At 39.4% G+C, this 22,981-nt stretch carries 15 protein-coding genes, 1 pseudogene and 1 riboswitch; of the genes and pseudogenes, 8 read left to right on the forward strand and 8 right to left on the reverse strand.

Annotated features, from left to right (window positions below; genetic code table 11):
• Nucleotides 1-32: 32 nt before the first annotated feature.
• From R2R28_RS03810 to R2R28_RS03820, 3 genes are all read right to left on the reverse strand, one after another.
• Nucleotides 33-1,685 carry a M1 family metallopeptidase gene (locus R2R28_RS03810; RefSeq protein WP_316824380.1) on the reverse strand — a complete coding sequence of 551 codons (1,653 nt, stop codon included), beginning with the start codon at nucleotides 1,683-1,685 and terminating at the stop codon, nucleotides 33-35.
• Between the two features lie 119 nt (nucleotides 1,686-1,804).
• Nucleotides 1,805-3,670 (reverse strand): CocE/NonD family hydrolase, encoded by a 1,866-nt coding sequence (locus R2R28_RS03815; protein ID WP_316824381.1) that lies wholly within the window; start codon nucleotides 3,668-3,670, stop codon nucleotides 1,805-1,807.
• A gap of 172 nt (nucleotides 3,671-3,842) precedes the next feature.
• Nucleotides 3,843-5,714 carry a CocE/NonD family hydrolase gene (locus tag R2R28_RS03820; protein ID WP_316824382.1) on the reverse strand — a complete coding sequence of 624 codons (1,872 nt, stop codon included), beginning with the start codon at nucleotides 5,712-5,714 and terminating at the stop codon, nucleotides 3,843-3,845.
• A gap of 619 nt (nucleotides 5,715-6,333) precedes the next feature.
• Between R2R28_RS03820 and R2R28_RS03825 the strand changes: the two genes are divergently transcribed.
• The 8 genes from R2R28_RS03825 to R2R28_RS03860 all read left to right on the forward strand — a co-directional run bounded on the left by R2R28_RS03825 (nucleotide 6,334) and on the right by R2R28_RS03860 (nucleotide 16,572).
• On the forward strand, nucleotides 6,334-7,170 hold the full coding sequence (locus R2R28_RS03825) for a DUF6515 family protein (RefSeq protein ID WP_316824383.1): 837 nt from the start codon (nucleotides 6,334-6,336) through the stop codon (nucleotides 7,168-7,170).
• A 496-nt stretch (nucleotides 7,171-7,666) separates the two neighbouring features.
• On the forward strand, nucleotides 7,667-8,689 hold the full coding sequence (locus R2R28_RS03830) for an esterase-like activity of phytase family protein (protein WP_316824384.1): 1,023 nt from the start codon (nucleotides 7,667-7,669) through the stop codon (nucleotides 8,687-8,689).
• Between the two features lie 21 nt (nucleotides 8,690-8,710).
• Nucleotides 8,711-9,376, forward strand: coding sequence for an HAD family phosphatase (locus R2R28_RS03835; RefSeq protein WP_316824385.1), 666 nt, complete (start codon nucleotides 8,711-8,713; stop codon nucleotides 9,374-9,376).
• A gap of 227 nt (nucleotides 9,377-9,603) precedes the next feature.
• Complete coding sequence (lpdA, locus tag R2R28_RS03840; protein WP_316824386.1) at nucleotides 9,604-11,010, forward strand: dihydrolipoyl dehydrogenase; 1,407 nt, start codon at nucleotides 9,604-9,606, stop codon at nucleotides 11,008-11,010.
• 722 nt (nucleotides 11,011-11,732) lie between these two features.
• Nucleotides 11,733-13,280 (forward strand): choice-of-anchor I family protein, encoded by a 1,548-nt coding sequence (locus R2R28_RS03845; protein WP_316824387.1) that lies wholly within the window; start codon nucleotides 11,733-11,735, stop codon nucleotides 13,278-13,280.
• A 265-nt stretch (nucleotides 13,281-13,545) separates the two neighbouring features.
• Nucleotides 13,546-13,722: riboswitch (TPP riboswitch) on the forward strand.
• A 64-nt stretch (nucleotides 13,723-13,786) separates the two neighbouring features.
• A complete protein-coding gene (gene thiD, locus R2R28_RS03850) occupies nucleotides 13,787-14,605 on the forward strand; it encodes a bifunctional hydroxymethylpyrimidine kinase/phosphomethylpyrimidine kinase (RefSeq protein ID WP_316824388.1) in 819 nt (272 codons plus the stop codon).
• Nucleotides 14,602-15,252 carry a TenA family protein gene (locus R2R28_RS03855; RefSeq protein WP_316824389.1) on the forward strand — a complete coding sequence of 217 codons (651 nt, stop codon included), beginning with the start codon at nucleotides 14,602-14,604 and terminating at the stop codon, nucleotides 15,250-15,252. The genes thiD and R2R28_RS03855 overlap by 4 nt, the downstream gene beginning before the upstream one ends.
• A 111-nt stretch (nucleotides 15,253-15,363) precedes the next feature.
• Complete coding sequence (locus R2R28_RS03860; RefSeq protein WP_316824390.1) at nucleotides 15,364-16,572, forward strand: MFS transporter; 1,209 nt, start codon at nucleotides 15,364-15,366, stop codon at nucleotides 16,570-16,572.
• Nucleotides 16,573-16,916: 344 nt separating this feature from the next.
• Here R2R28_RS03860 and R2R28_RS03865 read toward each other — a convergent pair whose 3' ends face one another.
• The 5 genes and pseudogenes from R2R28_RS03865 to R2R28_RS03880 all read right to left on the reverse strand — a co-directional run bounded on the left by R2R28_RS03865 (nucleotide 16,917) and on the right by R2R28_RS03880 (nucleotide 22,979).
• Entirely contained in the window at nucleotides 16,917-17,114 is a 198-nt protein-coding gene (locus tag R2R28_RS03865) for a hypothetical protein (RefSeq protein ID WP_316824391.1), read from the reverse strand.
• Nucleotides 17,115-17,528: 414 nt separating this feature from the next.
• A complete protein-coding gene (locus R2R28_RS03870) occupies nucleotides 17,529-18,332 on the reverse strand; it encodes a hypothetical protein (protein WP_316824392.1) in 804 nt (267 codons plus the stop codon).
• 189 nt (nucleotides 18,333-18,521) lie between these two features.
• Nucleotides 18,522-18,602 (reverse strand): annotated as a pseudogene (locus R2R28_RS29120) (hypothetical protein); the annotation flags it as partial.
• Between the two features lie 49 nt (nucleotides 18,603-18,651).
• Nucleotides 18,652-21,846, reverse strand: coding sequence for an efflux RND transporter permease subunit (locus R2R28_RS03875; RefSeq protein WP_316824393.1), 3,195 nt, complete (start codon nucleotides 21,844-21,846; stop codon nucleotides 18,652-18,654).
• Between the two features lie 65 nt (nucleotides 21,847-21,911).
• Nucleotides 21,912-22,979 (reverse strand): efflux RND transporter periplasmic adaptor subunit, encoded by a 1,068-nt coding sequence (locus tag R2R28_RS03880; RefSeq protein ID WP_316824394.1) that lies wholly within the window; start codon nucleotides 22,977-22,979, stop codon nucleotides 21,912-21,914.
• Between the last annotated feature and the right edge of the window lie 2 nt (nucleotides 22,980-22,981).

Genomic DNA, 22,981 nt, shown 5'->3' on the forward strand with positions numbered 1-22,981 from the left:
GGCCAGGGAAACTTCGGACGTTTGAACGGGGACTATCCTTTCTTAAGGTTAATGTAAAACAATGGATCCTGTTTAAAATTATCAGCGTTTATACTAGCATCAACTTTAACGGTTTTCCAATCGTTTGTGGGTTTAATCAAAGTATAATCGCCTGGCTTTAAGGTTACGCGAACGGGCATATCGAAACCTTTAACATCGGTTACCCAACGGTAAGATAAGTTGCCTTTATCGATTTTATATTCCAGAACCGGTATTTTGGTATAACGTAAATACTGATCGAAAATCTTATCCAGTTTTAAACCGCTCTGTTTGGCAATATAATTTTCGATCTGCGCAGTAGTTACGGTCTGGTGATAAAAGTTTTTGTTCAGTCCGCGGAGGATTTGCCTGAATTTTTCATCATTGTTAACCAATTGGCGAATAATGCTCACCAGGTTTGCTCCTTTAGGATACATATCGCCAGAACCTTCTTTGTTTACACCATAAGGGCCAATTACAGGAATATCGTTGCGGATAATTTTCTGCAATCCGATTACATATTCATCTGCAGCAGCTTTATTCTCGGTACATTCGGTAAATAATACTTCCGAATAATTGGTAAAACCTTCGTGCACCCACATATCGCCGATATCTTTTGAGGTGATGTTATTGCCAAACCATTCGTGCCCACTTTCGTGGATGGTAATGAAATCCCATTTTAAGCCATGCCCGGTGCCACTTAAATCGCGCCCCAAATAGCCCTGTTTAAACTGGTTGCCGTAAGCCACGGCACTTTGGTGTTCCATACCTAAATGTGGCGCCTCAACAAGTTTGTAGCCATCTTTATACCAGGGGTAAGGGCCGAACCAATATTCGAAACATTTTAACATGGGTTTAACATCGGCATCCCAGTGTGGCCGTGCCTTTGCACTGTCGGTTTGTAAGGCCCAGTAATCGACACTTAATTTCCCGTTTTCGCCATCATAACTATCCTGCCAATGAGCATACTTGCCAATATAAAAGGTTACATCGTAATTGTTGATGGGATTGCTTACAAACCAATTATATTGTTTGTAACCATCTGGTTTGTCGACGGTGTTTCTTAACCTGCCGTTAGATATTTCCTGTAAAGTATTTGGAATGCTGATACTGATCAACATGCTGTCTACCTCGTCGCTCTGGTGATCTTTATTTGGCCACCATACACTGGCTCCAAGCCCCTGGCAGGCTACAGAAACAAACGGATTGCCGGCAGCATCTTTTTTGAAGATGAAACCGCCATCCCATGGTGGTGTTTTGGCTACAGTAGGATTGCCGGAATAAAAAACAGTGAATTTATCTTTACTTCCTTTTTTTACAGCTTTAGGAAAGGTTACAAAAACGGCATTATATTCCCTGGTGAAAGGTAAATCAGTGCCCTTATATAATACTTTTTCTACTTTGAGGTTATCGAAAAGATCGAACTGGAGTTTGGTGAAATCCTGAGTGGCAGTGAAGGCAAATTCGTTGCTTCCGATGATGGATTTCTGGTCGATGTCAATTTTTACATCTAAATGGTAATAATTAATGTCGTAACAGGTACGTAAAGGTGTAAGGGTTCCACGCAGGCTATCGGCTCTGGAGTTCACCTGGTTTTTGCCCAGCAACTGTGCCTGTGCTGCTGAAATGCTAAGGGCGGTTGCGAGGATGAATAGTAGTTTTTTCATTTATTTATTTTTTGACCAACGCTTTCGGTTCGTGGGGAAACGAACCGGGGCGAGGGAATTTTTTATGAATCGTTAAAAACGATCGGTTATTTACACACTCGTTAGAAACGAGCGTGAATTTATTTAATTACATCAACTTCGATAAAGCTATCGTTAAAAACCGTTTGTGTAGCTTTAATATAATCTGCTTCGGTTGCTTTATAAGGGTTTTCTACAAACTTTTGTGGGTTACGGGCAAATAACGGAAAGGCTGTGCTTTGTACCTGGATCATGATTCTGTGTCCTTTTTTAAAGGTATGTAATACATCCTGCAATTGGAAGTTTACATCGGTTTTTTGGTTAGCCACCAAAGCCTCAGGTTTTTCAAAGCTATTGCGGAAACGGGCAGGCATTACTTCCGAACGCACCATTTGCCAGTAATTGCTCAGGGTAATGTTCTTATTTGGCATATAAGGATTGTTTGGCTCGTCGGCAGGATATACGTCAATCAGTTTTACAATGAAATCGGCATCGGTACCGGTAGTGGCAATTTTAAGGTGCGACATGATTTCGCCACCCAAAGTAATATCGTTATCCAACACATCGGTTTGATATACCAGTACATCCGGCCTTCTGCCAGCAAAACGCTGATCTTCGCTCATGTAATTGTGTGGCGTAAAACCTAATGTGGTGGTTAAATCTTCGGTATATGGAACGGGTTTTAAAGGATCGCTGATGTAATTTATGGAACCTGCGGCTGATGGGGCTGTCATATTTAATTTACCATCGGCACCTAAATATAATTTTTGTTTGCTCGCTTTTTCCGATGGCCATTTAGTAAAGGTTTCCCATTGTTTTTTACCGGTATCGAACATGTAAGCTTCGGGCAGGCCAGAGTTTTTATCCCCGTTACCTTTTAAGAAATGGTTAAAGAATTTGGCTTCAATTTCTTTCTGGTAAAAAGTAGCAATGCTATCTCCAAAATATACGTTGCTGTGCATGGTATGTCCGGTTTCGCGGCTCCATCTTCCATGTCCGAAAGGCCCCATAACAATCGTATTGTAAGCGTTAGGGTTTTTCTTTTCGATGGTTTTGTAAATGTTTAAAGGGCCAGATAAATCTTCGGCATCGTACCAGCCGCCAACCAGCATTACGGCTGGTTTAATAGTGTTATAATGTTTTAGCAGACCGCGTTTTTGCCAAAACTCATCATAATTTGGATGGTTAACGGTTTCCTGCCAGAAGAAATTATCTTTATAATATTTATCGGCATTGGTTAAAGGGCCAAGATCTAAAGCAAACTGATAACCATCTTTTGTTTTTGGCAAAATCATTTGATTGTTATACCATGGTTTTGAAGTGCTATCGGTTTTCTGCACACCAAATACAGGGAAAGTAAAGAAATAACTTTGTAAAAATGAACCATTGTGGTGGAAATCATCAAAAAAGAAATCAGAAATCGGGGCTTGTGGCGATGATGCTTTTAATGCCGGGTGATTGCTTAATATGCCTGCAGCAGTGTAAAAACCAGGATAAGAAATTCCCCACTGACCAACTTTGCCGTTGTTATTGGCCACATTTTTAACCAGCCAGTCAATAGTATCGTAAGTATCAGAGCCTTCATCTACATCCTTTTTCGATTTTTTATTGTCGATTACGGGTGTCATATTGGTCCAGGTGCCCTGGCTTTTCCAACGTCCACGTACATCCTGCATCACTACAATATAGCCCTCTTTCATCATCAATTCTGACGGGCCTAAACGTGCAGGAAATTTATCTTCTCCATAAGGCGCTACGCTATAACAGGTGCGTTGCATCATCATCGGATATTTTTTATCCTTTGAAGCATCTTTTGGGGTGTAAATAGCGGTAAAAAGTTTGGTGCCATCACGCATGGGGATGTACACTTCTTTTTTGGTATAGTTTGCTTTTGGGTATCCTGCATCGCTTTGCGCAAAAGCCGAAGAGGCGGAAAGCAGGATGATGATGAGTTTAAGGTATTTCATTTTGAATAAATAAGTTAGTTAAGTGCTTGGTTCGTGTTTTCACAAACCAAAGCAATAATTATTTGACATTTGTTTTAAACTCAGTCGTCATTCACGCGCAGGTGGGAATCGTAATGCTTTAAGATTCCCAACCAATTTGGGAATGACGAACCACGAGCTTAAGAACCCAATTTTATTTCAGCACCGAAACAGTTATATACGAGCTGTTATGCACGTCATGATAAATTTTGTGCGTTGCTTTCTGGAAATCCTGCGGTTCGGCCTGGTAGATATCCATAAATTTCTGCGGATTACGATCAGCTAACGGAAACCATGAATTTTGGATCTGGATCATAATCTTATGTCCCTTTTTAAAGGTATGTGCAACATCCGGTAGTGGGTAATTTACTTTAGTAATGGTTCCGGGTACAAAAGCTTCGGGTTTCTCGAAACTGTTACGGTATTTACCACGCATAATTTCACCACGAACTAACATTTCGTAACCGCCCATCATTAAATTTTTTGGGTTTGGTGCCGGGTTAGGAGCATCTTCTGGATAAACATCGATCAATTTTACCACATAATCAGCATCCGTTCCGGTGGTAGAAACCACCAGGTTGGCCAGCACTGGTCCGGTGAGGGTAATATCTTCTGTTAAGGCATCGGTTTGGTAAGTTTTAACATCAGGCCTACGGGCAGCAAAACGTTGATCATCGATCATGTATTCGCGCGTACGTTTGGCCTGGATGCCATCCTGATAAGGAACAGGGTTATTCGGATCGCTTACATATTCATCCCAGCTATCAGTTCTGCCTACCTTTTCAAAAGCCAGTTTTCCGTTTGGTTGTAAATACAGGTTTTTGCTTTCTACTTCTTGTGGCGGCCAGGTATTGAATTTTTTCCATTCGTTACTTCCGGTTACAAAAATATTTGCTTCTGCAGGCTTAAAGTCGCCCTCACCTTTTAAATAATGTTTAAAGAAAGGCAGTTCGTACTGTTGCTGATAATCGATACTGGTGGTTTTGCCAAAGTTAATGTCGCCAAGGTAAGAACCATCACTGCGTACCCAGCCACCATGAAACCATGGACCGGCCACCAGGATATTATTTGCCCCAGGGTTTTGTTTCTCAATGGCTTTGTAAGTGGCAAAAGTACCATAAGCATCTTCTGCATCAAAAAAGCCGCCTACCACCATCACTGCAGGTTTTACGTTGGTTAAATGAGGGGTAATTAAACGTGCTTTCCAAAAGGTATCTAAATCCGGATGTTTAAATAAATCGTTCCAGAATTTAATGCTGTCTGCAAAATAACGGTCTTTAAGATTTTTAACCGATCCCGCTTCTAAATAAAAACGGTAATTATCCTGAATGGGGAACTGAAAACCTTTCGGACCTTTATCTGGTGTAATGGGTTTAGGACGGGGTACGCCAAAACTGCCCATAAAACTGAAGGCATCCATTAAAAATAAGGTGCCACGGTGGTGAAAATCATCACCCATAAACCAGTCGGTAACCGGTGCCTGTGGCGAAACAGCTTTTAACGCCGGGTGTGCATTTGGCAATGAGGTGGTAGAATAAAAACCAGGGTAAGATATACCATAAATTCCGGCATTTCCATTATTGCCTTTTACATTTTTTACCAACCAATCAATGGTATCGTAGGTGTCTGTGCTTTCATCAATAGCTGTTTTACCTTTTTTACCCACCACCTGAGGGCGGATATCGGCAAAGGTACCTTCACTCATCCAGCGGCCACGAACATCCTGATAAACAAATATAAATCCTTCGCGCATCATTGCCGGAAAATTACCCAGGCTCAGCTTGTATTTATCTTCACCATAGGGTGCAACAGTATAAGGTGTACGGTTAATTAAAAAAGGATATTTTTTGGTTTGATTTTTGGGTATGTAAATGGAAGTGAATAACTTAACTCCATCGCGCATGGGGATTTGACGTTCTATTTTGGTGTAGTTTTCTCTCACATAAGCCGAATCAGTTTGCTGGGCAAGTAATTCACTGGAAATAAACAGACAAAACAGAAGACCGAAAATTCTTTGAAGATTCATTTAGTTTAATTTTTTAGAATAAAATTTAAATATAGGAGATTAAGGATTCATTAGAAAAAATAGCCCGTAAAAGGTTTGTTAGTAATAAGTCCGAAAGTCCGAAGACAGAGGTCAGAAGCCTGGTTTCAAATAATGTAAGATGTAAAATGGATGATGGAAATAGTCCGAAAGTCCGAAGACCGAGGTCAGAAGCCTGGTGTACAAACAACTTTGTGCCTTTGTGCCTTGGTGGTAAATGATGTAAGATGGAAAATGTGCGATGGATGATGGAAAGAGTCCGAAAGTCCGAAGTCAGAAGCCTGGTTTCAAAAAAAACTTTGTGTCTTTGTGCCTTGGTGGTAAATGATGTAAGATGTAAAATGTGCGATGGATGATGGAAATAGTCCGAAAGTCCGAAGACCGAGGCCAGAAGTCTGGTTTCAAAAAAAACTTTGTGTCTTTGTGCCTTGGTGGTGAATGATGGGAAATGGATGAGGTATTTTCTTCTTTCCAGTGCGTATTTTTATACAGCTTAACCGTCTATTCGTCATTGCTTTATCAAAATTTAGTTAAATCTTGTTAATGGATAATCTTTTAAGCGTTTTCATCGTCATATTGATATAGAATTAAACACAAAGAAATGAATAGGTTATTAAATAAAGGATTGGTTGTTTTCGCTGCAGCAGCGATGATTGCAACCTTGAGTATCGAAAGTGTTTCTGCACAAAGGCCAAGCAGGGGCGGAGGCGGCGGCGGTGGCAGGTCTGGTTCTATCGGCTCATCAAGGGGTGGAGGATCTATTTCCCGTCAGCCTTCAATGCACGCGCCAAGCAGAGGTAGTTTTTCTCCAGGTGTTCGTTCCGGAAGACCAAATTATAGTTATAACAGGCCGGGTTATCGTCCGGGATATGGCAGGCCAGGTTATGGCAGACCGGGTTATGGCTACAGGCCTGGTTTCGGAAGACCCTATTACAGGCCATATTACAGTTATTACAATTTTTACAGGCCGTTTTTAGGTTTCAGGATTGGTGTATTGCCTTATGGCTATTATCCGTTTTATTATGGTCCGAACCAGTTTTATTACTCTGGTGGCTTGTTTTATCAACAAAATAATAATCAATACGAAGTGGTAACACCGCCGGTAGGCGCAGAGGTTCCTAATTTACCATCGGATGCGAATCAGGTTACCATTAACGGGGTAGATTATTACGAATATAAAGGCGTATACTACACTCAAAAAGAAAATGCCGATGGCAAATCTGTATATGTAGTAGCCGGAAAAGATGGTGTTTTAAATACGACTGATGGTCCGGTTGATACGCATAATATTGGCGATATTATTAATCAGTTGCCAGAAGGATGCAGGGAAGTAACCATTAAAAATGAAAAATATTTTGTTTCGCCTGATGATGTTTACTATGAAGAAATTGTAGATGGAACAAATATTACTTACCGCGTAATTGGTAAGTTGTTTTAGAATTTTTTAAATACTGAGGTTAAGATAAATGCTGGTCGTGATTAAACATGATCAGCATTTTTTATTAAGGAATATTTATTTTAATCATTAAAGAGTTAAGATAATTAAGGCTATATTATATGGTAGAAGTGCAGTTGGATGTTACCATCCGGCTGTTTTATTTATTCTAAAAAAGATTGATTGCAAAATTTTAATAGTTTTCTGTACGTATCAGATGGTCACTGTAACATCTGACACCACAGACTGCATAAGGGAGGGATTTCATACCCTCGGCTCTAGAGAAGACCCTGAAATAAATACAGGGCGACGTATTGCGGGCAACCAAAAATCTATATTTTTACACCCTAAACATTTCGATTTGAAACCCATACGCCAATTCTTCCTTGTTTATGCTCTTTTTGCTGTTGTATTTTCATCTTGTTCGGTAACAAAAAACACAGCTGTTAAGCAAATAGAAACCAGCATTTCATCAATTAAGTTTTTAGATGAATATGTTATGCCTTTAAATTCAATTTTCCAAAATACGGTTGTTGGCGGTTTATCCGGGATTGATTATGATGTAAAGCAAAACCAATATTATTTGATTAGTGACGATCCATCGCAATTTAGTCCGGCAAGAATTTACACAGCACAGATTGATCTCAAAGATAATAAAATCGATACTGTTCGGATGACAGGCGTTACTTATTTGTTGCAGGAAAATGGTAGGCAATATCCAAAATACGGCACTGATAAAAGTGTGAAACCAGATGGAGAATCGGTACGTTATAATCCGGTTACCAAACAACTGATCTGGAGCAGCGAAGGAGAAAGGTTATTTAAAAACGGTGATACTACTATTGTTCAGCCTGGCTTAACTTTTATTGCTACCGAAGGAAAATTTTTAGACACGATTCCATTACCTAAAGGTTTTCATTTTACAAAAACGGATAATGGTCCGCGTAAAAACGCACTGTTTGAGGGCTTAACTTATGCCGATCAGTACAAAACTTTATATGCCAGTTTAGAGGAACCCCTTTATCAGGACGGGCCACAATCTTCTTTTGGATACGATAAAGCGCTAACGCGGATTTTAAAATTCGATGCAACTACTAAAAAAAATGTTGCACAATATGCCTATAACCTGGGCGATTTACCTGTGAAACCCAGTGTAGATAACGACTGGAATATAAATGGCATTTCAGAAATATTAGCGGTTAATAACCATACACTTTTGGTAATGGAAAGGGCCTGGGCAAAAGGACATGATGACCATACTTTTTTAAAACTTTACCTGGTTGATTTAAATGGTGCAGAAAACGAAATCGATAATGCATCTTTTGTAAAAAATCCTCCAAAACCATTAACCAAAAAACTACTTTTCGATTTTGATACTTTAAACAGACACATTGATAATTTTGAAGGCGTAACTTTCGGTCCGAAACTTCCTAACGGGCATCATTCCTTAATTTTTTGTGTCGATAATAATTTCGGAAAATCGCAGGTACAGCAATTTTTCCTCTTCGAAATCATCCCATAAACATTCCTTTAAAAAATTATAATGAGTAAAATAAAAGCATTGCTGTTCGATTTAGATGGGACATTAATTGATTCGGAGAAGTTTCATTTCGATTGTTGGAATACCTTTTTATGCGATTATGGAGTAGCAATCGATTTTAAAGATTGGCTAAGCAATTACGCCGGAATCCCATTACCTAAAAATGCTAAAACTATAATTGACCGATATAAAATCGAAGAAGAGCTGGAAGGTTTTGTCGATAGAAGAGAAAAGATCACTTTTGATGGCTTTAGAACAACAGATATTGAGTTAATGCCTTTTGCATTGGAATTTATCCAGTTTGTTTACGAAAAAGGACTTACCCTCGCGGTAGTTACTGCCAGTCCTAAAATGGATGTTGAAGCGGTTTTTGAACGTAATGGCCTGGCTAAGTATTTCAGTTTGTTTATTACCCGCACGGATGTAAGCAAATCTAAACCCGATCCTGAAAGTTATAACCTGTGTGTGGAGCGCTTAGGGTTGGCAAAAGATGAGTGCATTGTTTTTGAAGATACCCTGAATGGTGTTAAATCGGCCCTGGCCGCGGGCATTACCTGTTACGCTATACAGAACAATGTGCGTGCACACCAAAAACTAAAAATCGCCGATGAACTCTTTCTGAGTTTTGCCAATGCGAAAGCGTTTATGCTGGAAAAAGAATTGATTTAATTCTTGATAATTAACCAGATGAGTAAATAGCAATCTACTACCTCATGGCAAAAAAAGGATTATGGATTTACTTTCAGTATTAGCAATGCGGATTGGGCTTTAATAGCAGCATGATATTGATGCTCAGTCATCGGCTCCCTGTAAAAGCGTCATTTACTATTGGCATTTCGCTTTCAGCTTTCCGCCTTTTTTCCCTACATTTGGCTAATTAAAATTATCAAGAAATTATGCAATACGATGTCGTTGTTATCGGTTCAGGGCCGGGCGGTTATGTAGGCGCAATCCGTTGTGCTCAGTTAGGTTTAAAAACTGCAGTTGTTGAAAAATATAAAACTTTTGGAGGTACTTGCTTAAACGTAGGCTGTATTCCATCTAAAGCTTTGTTAGACTCATCAGAGCACTATCACAACGCTGCCCACACGTTCACTACGCACGGTATCAACTTAAAAGATTTAAAGGTTGATATGAAACAAATGATCGCCCGTAAAGACGATGTTGTTGCTCAAAATACGGCTGGTATTACTTATCTGTTCAAAAAAAACAAAATCGATTCTTTCGAAGGCATAGGTTCTTTTGTTGATAAAAATACCATCCTGGTAACCAAAGCTGATGGTTCTACTGAAACGCTTTCTGCTAAAAATGTAATTATTGCTACTGGCTCTAAACCTACGGCTTTACCATTTTTGCCAATCGATAAAAAACGCATCATTACTTCTACCGAAGCTTTAAATATTAAAGAGGTGCCAAAAACCATGGTCGTAATTGGTGGTGGTGTAATCGGTTTAGAGTTAGGTTCAGTGTACGCCCGTTTGGGTACAAAAGTTTCTGTAGTTGAGTTTTTACCATCTATAATCGGTACTATGGATGCTGGTTTAGGTAAAGAACTTCAACGCGTATTAAAGAAAACTTTAGGCATGGAGTTTTACATGGGCCATAAAGTTACCGGAGCCACTACTAAAGGTAAATCGGTAACCGTTACTGCCGAAACTCCAAAAGGCGAAACCATTTCTTTAGAAGCTGATTATTGCATCGTTGCTGTTGGTCGTACCGCTTATAGCGAAGGTTTAGGTTTAGATAAAATCGGAATCACGATAGAAGAAAGAGGTAAAAAAATCCCTGTTAACGAACATTTGGAAACTTCTGTTAAAGGAGTTTATGCCATTGGTGATGTAATTACCGGTGCCATGTTAGCCCACAAAGCTGAAGATGAAGGTACTTATGTTGCCGAAACCATTGCCGGTCAAAAACCACATATTAATTATAACTTAATTCCGGGTGTGGTTTATACCTGGCCAGAAGTAGCTTCTGTAGGTTTAACCGAAGAGCAGTTAAAAGAAAAAGGCGTAAAATATAAAACAGGTTCTTTCCCTTTCAAAGCCAGCGGACGTGCGAAAGCAAGTATGGATACCGATGGTTTCATTAAAGTTTTGGCTGATGCTGCTACTGATGAAGTTTTAGGTGTACACATGATTGGTCCACGTGCTGCAGATATGATTGCTGAAGCCGTTATTGCCATGGAATTCCGTGCATCTGCAGAAGATATTGCACGCACCTGCCATGCTCACCCAACTTATACAGAGGCATTAAAAGAAGCTGCCCTTGCAGCAACTGATAACAGGGCGATACATATTTAATTGATCATTCGGTTTTACGATCGGTCAATTAATTTTAATATTTTGGGCATGCCCCAAGCTGCGCAAGGGTCGGGCTATATGTTTCAATCTTTTGTTTTGCTTTCGACTACGCTCAAGCTGACAACAAAAGGATTTACACTCCTATCCCTCATGCAAAAACCTAAAGCCGATAAGAAATTGTCGGCTTTTTAATTTTAGAGTTGTCAACTTTCTAGCAAGCTGGTTATTAAAGTTGACAACTCTTCATATTCATATTTCTTTCCTTTAGCCCCTTTCCGTCTTTGCTAGGTACGAAGCAATCTTACAACGATTGCTACTAATATTTTTTACCCTTCAGCTCATCCTTGCCTCGGCTCGCCGCCGCCGAAAGGCTCTTTCTTTTTGGCGTCAAAAAGACCAGCGCAGCTAGCTTGAACACCATCAAAAGAGATAGAAGCAAGTGAAAAAACAAAAAACGCCGGCTGAAAATTTTTCTTTCAAAGCGAGTGTTTTGGCTAGTTCAGTGTCTGCCGAAAAATTTGTTAGGCCGGAATTAAGTAGAACGGGGATGTGGTGCTTAGGCCTAGCTGATTAGAAATGCATCATGCATACGATGTTCACTAAAAATCCGAGTAGGTTACACTGTAGTTTATTTAATATTTTCTTAATAAAATGATAACAAACCGCGCCTGAAAAATGGCGTTATGTGCGGCTATTTTTGCGGTTCAGATATTAAACAAACCATGAACTGTAAAAAACTATTTGGTGCCATCCTGATGGTATCATTGGCATTTACTGCCTGCAAAAAAGATTCAACTGATGATCCGATTGTAGATCCTCCCGTAGAAGCTGTTGTTCCTGAGAAAATCGACAGCTTTAAAGAAACGGCTTCGATTGATTTAGGTGGAGAATTTGCTTCAGAAATTTCAGCTTATGATCCGTTAACCAAGCGATTATTTGTAGTAAGTAACGATGGCGGAACCAAAGTTGATGTGGTTGATATGAGTAAATATCCAACGGTTACAAAATTGCAGACTTTAACTTTTGCAAGTAATGCAGGTATTAACAGTGTTGCCGTAAATAATGGTTTATTGGCAATTGCTTTAGATGGTGCAGATAAGCAAGGTAATGGCGATATAGTTGTTTTAAAAACCTCAACTTTAGAAGAAGTTAAAAAAATAACAGTAGGTGCCATGCCTGATATGGTAACTTTTAGTCCGGATGGAAACTACATTTTATCCGCTAACGAAGGTGAGCCCAATCTTGCCTATACCGTTGATCCTAAAGGAACCATTTCGATCATCAATATAAAAGATAATTATTCCGTAAAAACATTAGATTTTTCAGCTTTCGAATCACAAAAGGCAACTTTGCTTGCAGGTGGTTTCAGGATTTATGGTTTAAATGCAAGTTTTGCACAAGATATTGAACCCGAATACATTGCAGTAAGTACCGATTCTAAAAAAGCATACGTTACATTACAAGAGAATAACGGTGTGGCCGAAGTGGATATCGTTGCCGGAACCATTACCAAAATTAATCCTTTGGGTACAAGGGATATCAGTCTCGCCGAAAATGCTTTCGATGTGAGCGATAAAGACAATAAAAAAGTGCTGGGTACCTGGCCGATTAAAGCTTATTACCTGCCAGATGCAATATCGTATTTTACCACTGGTGGTACTGCTTATCTGGCTTTGGCTAATGAAGGCGATACCAGACAGGATTATACACCAAAAGATGCAAAAGAAGAAGTACGGGTAAAAGATCTAGTATTAGATCCGGTTAAATTTCCGAACGCGGCAACCCTACAGTTAGAGGCTAATTTAGGAAGACTTACCGTAACCAATACCGCTGGTTATACCATGGTTAGTGCCAATAAGGTATATCAGGAATTGTTCTCCACAGGAGGAAGAAGTGTGAGTATCCTTAATGCAAATACCGGGGCTTTGGTAGCCAACATTGGTAAAGATTTAGAGCAGCATGTAATTGATGCAGGTAAATATGATGATGACCGTTCGGATAATAAAGGTGTAGAAGTAGAAAGTGTAACCGTAGCACCGGTAAATGGACAAACCTTAGCTTTTATTGGCATGGAACGTGCCGATGCAATCGCCATTTATAATGTTACCAATCCGGCAGCACCTGTTTTTGTTCAGTTATTCTCTACCGGCGATGCACCAGAAGGTTTACTGTTTGTTAAACCAAAAGATAGTCCTAACGGAAGAAGTTTATTAATTGTATCAAACGAGGCAGATGGTACTGTTCGGTTCTATCAGCCCGATAAAATATAGTCTCTCTATTCCTTTATTAATTGTGATGTTTTAGCCCCGGTTTTATACCGGGGTTTTTGTTTTAGTCAGCTATTGGCATTTCGAGCGGAGTGCAGCGCAGTCGAGAAATCTGTCTCAAGGTAGATCTCTCCGCTCCACTGCGTTTCGGATCGAGATGACGATTTTTTAGTCTTTCCGTTTTCATCTTTGGTCTTTCTACTATCATCTTTAGTCTTTTCTTTTTTTTCTCCCAACAATAAAAACTAAGCCCTATATTGCGCTACAAATAAAACTTTAGGGGTGCCTTCAAATAGTTGGCTGAGAATATACCCGTTTTATAGGTGAAAGGTAAGAGGTAAAAGGCGGAAGGTGAAAAACCCTATGCCCTAAACTTTATATCCTATACCCATAAATGAACCTGATCTGGATAATGCCAGCGTAGGAAATTAGTTTGTCTGCACAAATTGTGTACAATGCACCCCGCATTTGAAGACTCCTGAAGTTGTATTGCAAAATGTGTCTTTCGTATGAATTATATTAACGTATTAACCATTGCCGGTTCTGATAGTGGAGGTGGGGCTGGTATCCAGGCCGATTTAAAAACATTTTCGGCATTGGGCTGCTTTGGCACTTCCGTAATTACAGCGGTAACCGCACAAAATACCATGGGGGTAAGATCGGTACATGGTATCCCTGCTGAGATAATCAAAGATCAGCTGCAGGCCGTGCTTGAAGATATATTGCCTGTTGCAATCAAAATCGGGATGATTAACCAGCCGGAGGTAGTGCAGGTGATTGAAAAAGAACTAAAAAGTTATAACCTTCATATTCCGGTTATTTTAGATCCCGTAATGGTGGCCACCAGCGGTCACCGCTTAATCGAACCCGATACCATCAACCAGTTAATCGAAAAATTATTCCCGATGGTAACTTTAGTTACCCCGAATATTGATGAAGCCATTATCCTTTCAGGGCAAGAGATCCATAACCTGGAGGATATGATCGCTGCAGGCAAAAAGATTATAAAAAAAGGTGCAAAAGCCGTTTTGGTAAAAGGCGGACATTTATCAGGTCCGATTATTTACGATGTACTTATTTCCGGGAACGCTGCCCCCGTGATATTGAAAAGCGCTTTTATAGATTCTAAAAACCTGCACGGTACAGGCTGTACACTTTCTTCGGCCATTGCAGCCGAAATGGCCAAAGGAAATGATTTACCCATTGCAATCAAAAATGCCAAAAAATATATCAGCAAGGCATTACAAAGCGGTAGCAAAGTAAAAACAGGCAATGGCAATGGTCCGTTAAATCATTTTTTTAACCCCTTAAAATTAATTATCCAATGAAATGGAGCGAACAGGCCTGGGAAAGGGTTAAACCCATCTATGATGAAATTTTAACAATGCCTTTTAATACCGAATTAAGCAAAGGCACATTACCGATAGAAAAGTTTATCTTTTATTTAGCACAGGATGCCTACTATCTTTTAGAATTTGGCAGAACTTTGAGTACCATTAGTGGCCGTATGCAGAATGCTGAACAGGTAATGGCTTTTGCCGGATTCTCTACCGGGGCTATTTTTGCCGAACGCAGTTTACATGAAAGTTATTTCGTAGAATATGATTTAGCTCCTAAAGTGCAACCTACACCATCTACCTTATTATATACCAGTTATATCCTCAGTGAGGCGGCCTATGCCAATGTAGAGGTTGCCGTTGCAGCTGTTTTACCTTGCTTTTGGGTTTATAAAGCCGTAGGCGATTATATTTTTTCGCAACAAACCGGTGAGAATCCTTATAAAAGATGGATTGATATGTATGCTGGAGAAGATTTCGCTGCTGCGGTAGAAAAAGCAATTGATATTGCTGATCAACTGGCTATACAGGCAAGTACCGCTACTCAGGCAAAAATGTTAGCTACATTTGAAATGGCAACACGGCTCGAATGGATGTTTTGGGACAGCGCCTATCAAATGGAAAGCTGGAAGATTTAGGTTTTAAAGGTGGTTTTTTGCAAATATTTTGATATAAATTCAAAAAAATGTCTGTATTTCCAATAGATTTAAGGAACTTTGTAGTTCAATCTATTATTTAAAACATCAATTTTGGAAGAAAGTACGCAAGGCCAGGAAATTTTATTAAACCAAGAAAATAAACCTGTAATAGCGCAAAGCTCTCCAAAACAAGTACGTTTAGCCATATCTGCCTTTTATTTTATGCAAGGTGTTTGTTTTGCAAGTTGGGCCAGCAGGATACCAACTTTTAAAGCTTCAATGGGTTTAAACGATGCAGAACTAGGTTCTATTCTTTTTGCATTACCCGCCGGACAGATTATTACCATGTTTTTTTCGGCTAAACTCACTACCCATTTTGGAAGTAAGAAAATGCTCAGGGCAACCGCACCGCTTTATGCAATTGCTTTAACTTTTTTAGCATTAGCAAGCACCGGCTGGCAATTGGCTGCGTTTTTAGTCCTCTTTGGCATCACGGGTAATCTTTGCAACATTGCCTTAAATACACAGGGGGTAGCCGGCGAAAATTATTATGGTAAACCGATTATGAGTTCTTTCCACGGTGCCTGGAGCATAGGAAATTTAACCGGGGCGCTAATTGCACTCGGTTTGGTAAATTTAAAATTAGGCATGTACACCCACTTTTGGATTGTTGCCTTAATATCGTTAACGAACGTAGTATTTAGCTCGAAAAAATTATTAGATCATAATAGTAAGCCCGATGTTCCGGTTGAAAAAACAAAGTTTTTTACCATGCCACAGGGTATTTTGGTTTTGTTAGGTGTTATCGCATTTTGCAGTATGGCCACCGAAGGAACCATGTTCGATTGGAGTGCTATTTATTTTGAAGATGTGGTAAAATTGCCCCATAATAAGGCTATAATAGGTTATGCTTCTTTTATGTTTATGATGGCCAGTGGCAGGTTTTTAGGCGTGTACCTGATCGGTAAATTCGGGCGGAAAAACCTGTTGCAAATTAGCGGTGCAATTATATCAATAGGAATGGCACTTGCCGTAATATTCCCGAATATCATTGTTGCCATTTTTGGTTTTATGCTTATTGGCCTGGGGGTTTCCAGCATTGTACCCATGGTGTACAGCATTGCGGGCAACAACAAAAAAGTGCCGGCTGGTAAAGCGATCACCATGGTTTCGAGTATTGGCTATTTTGCTTTTTTATTCGGGCCACCCTTAATTGGTTATGTTTCGCAATTGTCCAGCTTACGTTATTCTTTCGGGATCATTTCTGTTTTTGGTTTATTGATCACTTTTCTAGTGACGAAAATAAAGGCGATAAATTAGATTGGAGTTCCCAAAAAATATATCGGTAATTTGGAGCGTAGTGTCAGTACAAAAAAAATAAGTTTCTTCCCGTTTTTCGCTTGTACGCTTCGCTTCCTCGTGCCTCGTTGCTGCAGGGTACCACTTTAACCGGGGCTAAAAGGCCAAAATAGTATTTCATTTTGAGGGTTGCAAAGTGCAGAAGCCTTTGTTTATAAACCTGATGGGACGGGATGCCAATTCCTTCAATTGGCAGGAGGTACAGCAGGGCTAAACCAACCGAAGAAATACTGGCCCCTCATTTCCAAAATACGATATGGTTGTTATAGAAATTTAGTTAAGAAGTTATAAAAATATTCAATTACCTACTCCTTCTTCACCAACCCATGTTCTCTTAAAGCGGCAACAGCAAGTTCGATCAACCTTAAATTTTCATCCTGATGCCCGTGTTGCACCTCTACATTAATATAGGGAATATTATTTTGCATGGCATAAACCGAAAGCGAGCCATCGTTTGATGCAAATTTAGATTGAAGGATTACGTTAACTTTCGCTTTTTTCAAGCTACTAAACAACCTGGCTTCGGTAACATAAAATCACTTTCCTAGTGACGAAAATAAAGGCGATAAATTAGATTGGAGTTCCTAAAAAATATATCGGTAATTTGGAGCGTAGTGTCAGTACAAAAAAAATAAGTTTCTTCCCGTTTTTCGCTTGTACGCTTCGCATCCTCGTGCCTCGTTGCTGCAGGGTACCACTTTAACCGGGGCTAAAAGGCCAAAATAGTATTTCATTTTGAGGGTTGCAAAGTGCAGAAGCCTTTGTTTATAAACCTGATGGGACGGATGCCAATTCCTTCAATTGGCAGGAGGTACAGCAGGGCTAAACCAACCGAAGAAATACTGGCCCTTCATTTCCAAAATACGATATGGTTGTTATAGAAATTTAGTTAAGAAGTTATAAAAATATTCAATTACCTACTCCTTCTTCACCAACCCATGTTCTCTTAAAGCGGCAACAGCAAGTTCGATCAACCTTAAATTTTCATCCTGATGCCCGTGTTGCACCTCTACATTAATATAAGGAATATTATTTTGCATGGCATAAACCGAAAGCGAGCCATCGTTTGATGCAAATTTAGATTGAAGGATTACGTTAACTTTCGCTTTTTTCAAGCTACTAAACAACCTGGCTTCGGTAACATAAATAAGATCGTCGCCATCCATCTCAAAGTTAATGTAAACAGAATCGGCCGTACTGGCCAGATCGTATCCGGGTAAATAAGACGAGATGCCGAAACCTCCATCTGCATTATTGTGCAGGGTTAAAAAATAACCTGTAGCCTTTGGATCATAAAAATCTACAATCTGTTTACCCGCGCCTAGTATGGCTTTTTCAACCTCGTTCGAGCTGAACAGGTCTTTTTTTAACCTTGTGTTTACGCCTGCCTGGGTATAGATTGCATTAGGATCTATCCGGTATTGATCATCCATATAGGTAAAATAATAATCCCGAATGCCACCATACTGGCTATCGATCAGTTCACCTCCGTTCCAGCGGATGTAGTCAAAACCTGCTTTTACACCTGTATCTTCATTATCATGTACCACCAAAAACTTTACACCATTGGGTTTGTAACTATATTTTACCAGAGTGATATCGAAATTGTAAATTTTAATAAAGCTCGAATCTGTTTTCATTGCCGCGAAAACGGGAGGGTGCTGGGCTTTTACTAAGAAGGCAAAACAGAGCAGGAACAGGCTAAGAATGATTTTAAACATAACCCCTAATATACAATGCGGGCGCATAATTTGTTTGGAGACAGCATTGTAGAATTATCTGGGCATGGCCAAAGCAAGCAATTTGATATACTCCTCCGTGTTTTCTCATCGCTGTGGCCAAAAATAAAATGGTTCGTGGAGACACGAGCCACAGCGCAAGGGGAAGTTTTTAAAATAAATGATTAATAATCACACCTCTTTCGGTGCACAATGTTTTCCGTGTTCTTTGCATCCGTGGCAAATATTCAAGTCACTGCTCTGGTTACAAAAAAGCCCCGATTTTAGGTCGGGGCTAGTTGATTGTTAATATGGATGTTGATTAATGTTTTAAATCTACATCATATTCGAGTACATCTTTATGATCGTATGGTTCTACCATTAGCTCATCAATCGTTTTTCCTTTTTTGTTGAAACCTAGTTTATCCAACATAATATCGAAAATTAAGTAAACAACCGGTACAACGATCAGGGTTAAAAATAGTGAACTGGTTAATCCACCAACAATAACCCAAGCCAAACCATTTTTCCATTCGGCACCTGCACCGCTTGCCAATGCAATAGGAAGCATACCGAAGATCATGGCGATAGTAGTCATTAAAATTGGACGTAAACGCGCATGGTTAGCTAAAATTAACGCATCTATGGTTGATTTACCTTCTGCTTTCATGTGGTTGGTAAAATCGACCAGAATGATCGCATTCTTGGCTACTAACCCCATTAGCATAATAAAACCTAAAATGGTAAAGATACCGATAGAGTTGTTGGTTAACGCTAGTGCTAAGAAAGCTCCGATTAAAGCAAGTGGTAGCGAGAACATCACCACAAATGGATAAACAAAACTATCGTAAAGCGCAACCATAATCAGGTATACCAAAATAATAGAAGCCAATAAAGCAATACCTAATGTACCGAAACCTTCACTTTGGTTTTCCTGATCTCCAGCCCAGGTATAACTTACACCAATTGGTGCTTTTAGCTTGCCATTTTTTTGCAATTCGATCAGTTTCGCCTGAAACTCAGCAACCACCGTTCCTGTTGGCCTACCGATTGATTGTGCCTGAACGGATACTGAAGTAGACTTGTTTAAACGCTCTAACTGACTTGGGCCAGAACCTTCGGTAATGTTTGCAAATTGCGATAGCTTAATCTGTTTACCATCATTGTTTACAAAAATCAGGTTACGAACATCGTCAATATTTTTTCTGTTAAAATCCTGATATTGAATGTTGATGTCGTACTCGTATTCGCCTTTTCTGTATTTACCATCGGTGTTACCCGCAAATGCTGTTTGCATGGTAGAACCTACTGTTTGTAGTGTTAAGCCAACTGCCGACATCTTATCGCGGTCTACCTGAACGTTAATCTCTGGTGTTCCTTTTTCTACCGATAATTTAATCTCTGTTGCTCCAGGGATTGTTTTAAGTAGTTTTTGAGCGCCTTCGGCATATTTTAAAGCACTATCAAGGTTAGAGCCCATTACCACTAAGCTAATAGGTGCATTTTCTGCAATACCCAAAATACTAATTGGCACTGTTTTAACTTTCGCCCCAACAAGTTCTTTTGCTAAAGCACGACTCATTTTTGTTGCGAAAATATCTGAAGACATGCCTTCGCGTTTATCACGCTCTACCAGCTTAACGTTAATTTCTGATTTGTATGCTGTTGCCTGGGTTCCACCAAAGTCACCACTGGCCTGGCCAACTGTAGTAATTAACTGTACAATTTCTGGCTGTTTATCTAAGTAAGCTTCTGCTCTTTGGGTAAAGAAGTTGGTTTGTTCCAAAGGAGCATCTTTAGGTAACTCAATTTGGATCAAAAATTCTCCTTTATCAGATTTAGGGAAAAACTCTGATCCGATAAAACCTGCAGCAGCTAACCACATTGCTGCAATAAATAATACCACTACCGCTAAAATTGTACGTCTTTTATGGTTTAAAGACCATGTTAAGATGCTGGTAATCCAGATGGTAAATTTCTTAAGTTGTTTCTCGAACCATAAAATAAAGCGACCGAATATGTTTTTGCCTTCTATATGTTCTAACTTTCCAAAACGGGAGAAAAGTAATGGAACAATGGTAAACGAAGCCACTAACGATAGCAATGTTGCAATAATTACCACCACACAAAACTGACGTAGGATATTAGATACCAAACCAGAACTGATTGCAATAGGGAAGAATACCACCACAATTACCAAAGTAATCGATACTACAGTAAATCCAATTTCTCTTGTTGCATCAGAAGCGGCCCTTACTTTGTTTTTACCCATCTCCATGTGTCGCTGGATATTCTCCAGTACCACAATCGCATCATCCACCAGGATACCTACCACGAGTGATAAACCAAGTAACGACATCAAGTTTAAGGTAAAACCAAATAAACTGATACCAATAAATGTTGCAATTAACGATGCAGGGATTGATACCATTACAATTAACGCATTACGTAAACTGTGCAGGAAGAAAAGCATTACAAATGCCACCAAAACAACCGCTAAAATTAAATCGTGGATAACGGCATCGGCAGATTCTAGTGTGAAAATCGAGCTATCGTTAACAATTTTAATATCAAGGTTATTGGCTTTATATTCATCCTTAAGTTTAGCGATAATGGCATGTGTACCCTTACTCACCTCTACTGCATTTGCATCACTTTGTTTAATGATCTGAATGGCGATAGATGCTTTACGATCAACACGTGCCAGTTTTTCGGTTTCTTTTTTCGAATCCTGAACATCGGCTACATCGCCTAAACGAATTTGTGCACCATCTTTCGAGGTGGTTAAAACCAGATTCCTTAATTCTTCAATGCTTCTGTATTTACCTGATAAACGAATTAAAACATCCTGGTTTTGTGTTTTAACACTCCCGGTAGGGAAATCTAAGTTCGAAGTTAAAATCAGTTGCTGAACCTGTGGAACAGAAAGGTTGTAACCCTGTAATTTATCAGCATCTAATGAAACCTGAATCTCACGTTCCGAACCACCAATTAAATTTACCTGAGCAACGCCCGTTACCCTCGAAATTACCGGGGCAATACGTTTATCAATTAAATCGTAAAATGTAATGTCATCCATGTTTGCAGATGCAGTCATGGTAATCACCGGTAAATCATCTAACGAGAATTTACTTAATGATGGTGTTTTTACATCCTCTGGCAATTGAGAAAGAATGGCATTTACCTTACGTTGCGCATCATTCAGCGAAATATCGATGTTGGCCTTATCTGTTAAGGTAATGGTAACGGTTGATAAACTCTCAAATGATACAGAGTTGATCTTTTTAATGTTTTCCATCGATGATACCGCATCCTCAATTTTTTTGGTTACGGTATTTTCAACCTCATTTGGCGATGCACCAGGATAGATGGTCGAAATAGATACTACGTTGTTAGAGAATTTTGGAAGTAATTCATAACCCAACGAAAAGTAACTTAATAGCCCAAGCAAAGTAAGTGCGGTAAATACCACAATCACCAGCGAAGGCCTTTTTATAGATATATCTGTTATCTTCATTTTAATTAGTATTGCGTTTTGCGATTGGCGTATCGCGTTTTTAAAGCCGACTAAATCTCTCTAACTTATTTTACGATACTTACTGCAGTACCTTCAGCTAAATTAATCTGACCGCTGATAATTACAGTCTCACCTTCTTTTAAGCCATCAAGGATTTCAACATTGTCTCCTAAAATGCGGCCGGCAACAACTGTACGGGTTTTAGATGTATTGCTGGCTTTATCAAATACGAAAACCTGGTTGCTGCTAACACTACCTATAAATGAAGTACGTGGAATAAGAATACTAGGGGCCTGTTTAGGGAATTTAAATATAGCAGTTCCGTACATACCAGCTTTTAAGGTATTTTTGTGGCTGTTATCTACTTCGATTTCGATTGGGAAGTTTAAAGTCCCATCAGCTTTAGCGGCAATAAAAGTTACTTTACCTGTAAAATTATCAGTTGGGAAAACAGAAGATTTGATCTCGATGTTATCTCCAACTTTAAGGTTGGCCACCTGCGATTCGTTCACGTTTACTTTCAGTTTTAATTTAGAAACATCAACCAATTCAAATAACTGCGTGCCTTGAGTGTTTACAAATGCACCAACTTCGATGTATCTTTTATTTACGATACCGTTAATTGGTGATTTAATGTTTGCATCACTTAATTTACGTTGCGAAGCCTGTAAACGCAGTTTAGCATTTCTGGTTGATAGTTTAGCCTGATCTAACTGTTGTTGCGTAACACCACCAGTTTGAAATGAACTTTGGTATCTGGCTTCATCTTTTACTGCATTTTGGTAGTTAGCCTCAGCAGTTTCTCTATCAGTATTGATAATTTCTGCATCAACACGTGCCAAAACCTGACCTTTGCTTACGCGGTCACCTTCATCAACATAAATGGCTGTAACACGACCAGCGTTTTCTGATAAGAAGTTAAGTTCTTGTTTAGGAATAAAGTTTCCGTTTGCACTGAAATCTAAATTCACAGCTTTTTTCTCTACTTCAGCAATACGAACGGCAACAGCACCACCACCTTTAGCAATGAAAGCAGTTTTTTCTTCGTTCTTCTTTTTATTGTTGCTTAAAACATAAGCTATTGCGCCAATGGCAACAACAATTACGACAATGATAATAATTACTCTTTTCATTT

The sequence above is a fragment of the Pedobacter miscanthi genome (assembly GCF_032678605.1).
Taxonomy (GTDB): domain Bacteria; phylum Bacteroidota; class Bacteroidia; order Sphingobacteriales; family Sphingobacteriaceae; genus Pedobacter; species Pedobacter miscanthi_A.

Bases quoted from the DNA above. Each gene is read 5' to 3' on its own strand.
- R2R28_RS03815 (WP_316824381.1), bottom strand. From the start codon at position 3,670: ATGAAATACCTTAAACTCATCATCATCCTGCTTTCCGCCTCTTCGGCT.
- R2R28_RS03875 (WP_316824393.1), bottom strand. From the start codon at position 21,846: ATGAAGATAACAGATATATCTATAAAAAGGCCTTCGCTGGTGATTGTG.
- R2R28_RS03835 (WP_316824385.1), top strand. From the start codon at position 8,711: ATGAGTAAAATAAAAGCATTGCTGTTCGATTTAGATGGGACATTAATT.
- R2R28_RS03845 (WP_316824387.1), top strand. From the start codon at position 11,733: ATGAACTGTAAAAAACTATTTGGTGCCATCCTGATGGTATCATTGGCA.
- R2R28_RS03820 (WP_316824382.1), bottom strand. From the start codon at position 5,714: ATGAATCTTCAAAGAATTTTCGGTCTTCTGTTTTGTCTGTTTATTTCC.
- R2R28_RS03855 (WP_316824389.1), top strand. From the start codon at position 14,602: ATGAAATGGAGCGAACAGGCCTGGGAAAGGGTTAAACCCATCTATGAT.
- R2R28_RS03825 (WP_316824383.1), top strand. From the start codon at position 6,334: ATGAATAGGTTATTAAATAAAGGATTGGTTGTTTTCGCTGCAGCAGCG.
- R2R28_RS03810 (WP_316824380.1), bottom strand. From the start codon at position 1,685: ATGAAAAAACTACTATTCATCCTCGCAACCGCCCTTAGCATTTCAGCA.
- R2R28_RS03870 (WP_316824392.1), bottom strand. From the start codon at position 18,332: ATGTTTAAAATCATTCTTAGCCTGTTCCTGCTCTGTTTTGCCTTCTTA.
- R2R28_RS03880 (WP_316824394.1), bottom strand. From the start codon at position 22,979: ATGAAAAGAGTAATTATTATCATTGTCGTAATTGTTGTTGCCATTGGC.
- R2R28_RS03830 (WP_316824384.1), top strand. From the start codon at position 7,667: ATGCCTTTAAATTCAATTTTCCAAAATACGGTTGTTGGCGGTTTATCC.
- thiD (WP_316824388.1), top strand. From the start codon at position 13,787: ATGAATTATATTAACGTATTAACCATTGCCGGTTCTGATAGTGGAGGT.
- lpdA (WP_316824386.1), top strand. From the start codon at position 9,604: ATGCAATACGATGTCGTTGTTATCGGTTCAGGGCCGGGCGGTTATGTA.